Genomic DNA, 2992 nt, shown 5'->3' with positions numbered 1-2992 from the left:
CCAAGGCCCCCGCCGCGGAGACGAAGGCCCCCGCGTCCACCGACGTGCAGGCCGATCCCCACGCGCCGACGAAGACCGAGACCAAGGCCGAAGCGACGACCGAGGCCGCGCCCTCCGGCCGCACGGAGACGATGATGCAGGGCACCGGCACCAAGAAGCCCCTGAAGACCCCCGCCTCCGAGAAGTCCGCGCAGTAGTCGTCCGCCGCCCCCCTCCAAGGGAAGCACCGCACGCCGTGCCCACGCAGGGGCGCTCTCTTCACGAGGGCGCCCCTGTTCGCGTTTCGGGCCCCCGCAACGCATCACCGCTCCTCTTCTTGGGTTTTCAGTAAAACCACCATTTGACAGGAACAGAGGAATCCTGCATAACGGGACATGTGTGGATGACAGCTCATCCACGACAGGAAGGGGTGCCCCCCTCCCCCCCTTCAAGCGAGACGGTCATGGTGGAAGCGTTCACGAAGGTGTCCGAAGCGTCGCGGTTGCTCCTGGACAAGGGCCTGTGCCCGGCCACCGGTTCGGATGCGCTGGGCATGGTGGCCCGCCCGCTGAAGGTGGACCGCGCGTGCCTCTTCGAGAACCGGACCACGAACCTGGCGGGCCGGTTCCTCACGGACCTGCGCTACGCCTGGGCGGAGCCCGGTGTGGTGTCCCCGCTGGCGCACCCGGTGCTGCGCTCGCTGCCGATGCGCGACTACGCGATGGCGTGGGCGGACATGCTGGAGGCGCAGATGGTGGTCTCCTGCACCACCAAGGAAGCGCCGCCGATGATGCGCGAGTTGCTGGAGCGCCAGGGCGTGCAGTCCGTGCTGCTGTGCCCCATCGTCCCGGCCAAGCAGTGGTGGGGGTTCGTGGCGTTCGAGGACTGCCGCCAGGCCCGCCTGTGGCGCCCGGAGGAGATTTCGCTGCTCAAGTCGCTGGCGCGGGCCGTTGGCGCGTCGGTGCGGCACGCGAACATGCGCTCCTCGCTGTCCCAGGTGCGCACCAACCTCACCAGCGTGCTGCGCCCCGTCGCCGGGGACACCTGAGCCCACCTTGGGAGCCCCTTGGGGCTCCCACTGACAGTGGAAGCACCTGGGTCATGGCCGCCCGCCCACCCGGCGAGCGGGAGGGGGCAGGAAGGGCAGCCGGGGAGCGGTAACGCGGCGTCCCGTTTCTGCTACCCTCGCCGCCCTGTTCCCCGCCCATGTCCTCGTTCGAGCCCACCGCCATCAGTCGTTCCCGGCCACCTGATCTCGTCAGCGGCTACCGCCTGGAGAAGCTCGTCGGTGCTGGCGGCATGGGAGAGGTCCACAAGGCCACCCAGCTGTCGCTCGGCCGTACGGTCGCGGTGAAGCTGCTGAATCCGGATCTGGCCAAGGATCCGTCGTTCATCGCGCGCTTCCAGAAGGAGGCCGCGGCGCTGGCGACGCTGAGCCATCCCCATGTCGTCGCCATCGTCGACAAGGGGAAGACGGACAACACCTACTACCTGGTGATGGAGTTCGTGGACGGGCCGTCCCTGCGCGAGCTCATGCGCAGCCCGTCCATGGAGACGCCGGTGCTCTTGCGCCGGATGCTCGAAATCTGCCGGGCCATCGAGTACGCGCACGGCCGGGGCGTCATCCACCGCGACCTGAAGCCGGAGAACATCCTGCTGGATCAGCAGGCCGGCGGCATCGCGAAGGTGTCCGACTTCGGGCTGGCGTCCTTCCTGGACGACGCGTCCGCGGCGTCGCGCTTCGCGCTCACGTCAACGCACGTGTCCATGGGCACCATCTCGTACATGGCGCCCGAGCAGCGCGTGGACGCGAAGAGCGCGGACGCGCGAGCGGACATCTTCTCCCTGGGCGTCATCCTCTACGAGACCTTCACCGGCGAGGTGCCGCTGGGCACCTTCGATCCGCCGTCGCGCAAGCGCGCGGGCCTGGACGCGCGCGTGGACGCCATCGTGATGCGGTGCCTCAAGCCGGATCCGGACGAGCGCTATCCGTCCGTCACCGCGCTCATCGCGGAGTTGGAGCCGCTGGTCCCCGGCAGCCTGCTGTCCATGCCGCCCCTGCGGCTGACGCGCTGGCAGCGGGCGAAGGCGGCCATGCGCCGCGCGGCGCGCGTGACGGCGCAGACGGCCGCCGGGGTGACGGTGCTGGCCGCCGTGGGCGTGCTGAGCGTGGCGTACAACCGCAGCGGACAGGTGCGCGTCCAGTTGCCGCTGCCGGGCAAGGCCATCATGGCCAAGGAACTGGTGCACGCGCCGCGCAACGGTCCGGGCCGGGTGGAGGACGTCACCCCGGACAAGCGCCGCGTGACCATGGGCGATGGCCCGGACCTGCCGCAGATGCTGGTGGCCGGCCGGACGCTGAACTTCGAGAACAAGGCCCTGGTCTTCCCGCCCGTGGACGACGAGAAGGACGAAAACGGCGAGAAGAAGTCGCGCGTGGGCCGCGCGCGCGTGGACGTGCTGGGGATGGTGGGCGGAGTCGCCCGGCTGACCGCGCGCGTGCGCGCTGAAGCGCCGCCGGTCACGTGGAAGCGCCGCCTGAAGGAGCTCTGGGACGGCCCGCCGCCGGAGCCGGTGGCCTCGCTGGGGCTGATGGGCAGGGACAGCCGCTACGTCACGCTCGTGCACCACGGCGCGGGCGCGCCGCTGACCCTGGAGTGGTCCCTGGGCGAGCGCGGCGGTGCCATGCTGGGCCTCGCCCCCCTGGAGAACGAGGTTCGGCTGGAGCTGTTCGTCACCGAGGACGGCGTGATGCAGGCCTTCGCCGGCCAGGGCAAGGACCAGCGCCCCATCGCGGAGCCGCTGAACCTGGGCCCGGACTGGCAGGCCCACTTCGGCGAGGCTCCCGCGCCGGTCATCGGCTGCATCGAGGGCACCTGCACCGTCGAGGGGCTCACCTACACGGTGGACAAGCCCGCCCCCATGACGGAGACCCCGGCCAACCCGGTGGTCGTCGTCCCGCAGCAGCCGCCCCGCACGGTGGCCGCCAACACGGTGCCGGCGAAGGCGGTGG

General features: G+C 70.7%; 3 protein-coding genes. All 3 read left to right on the top strand.

Features of this window, described 5'->3' with window-relative positions; genetic code table 11:
- Positions 1–197 (top strand): hypothetical protein (locus D7V80_RS42060; protein ID WP_199738987.1); only part of this gene is annotated, 197 nt, incomplete at its 5' end.
- Between the two features lie 245 nt (positions 198–442).
- A complete protein-coding gene (locus D7V80_RS40575; RefSeq protein WP_014393969.1) occupies positions 443–1027 on the top strand; it encodes a GAF domain-containing protein in 585 nt (194 codons plus the stop codon).
- A gap of 158 nt (positions 1028–1185) precedes the next feature.
- On the top strand, positions 1186–2992 hold a 1807-nt coding region (locus D7V80_RS40570), incomplete at its 3' end, for a serine/threonine-protein kinase (protein WP_147447394.1).

Source organism: Corallococcus sp. CA054B (genome assembly GCF_003611625.1).
GTDB lineage: Bacteria > Myxococcota > Myxococcia > Myxococcales > Myxococcaceae > Corallococcus > Corallococcus coralloides.
Note: the sequence above shows the minus strand (reverse complement) of the source record. Positions and strands in the feature narration are given on the sequence as shown.

Bases quoted from the DNA above. Each gene is read 5' to 3' on its own strand.
- D7V80_RS40575 (WP_014393969.1), top strand. From the start codon at position 443: ATGGTGGAAGCGTTCACGAAGGTGTCCGAAGCGTCGCGGTTGCTCCTG.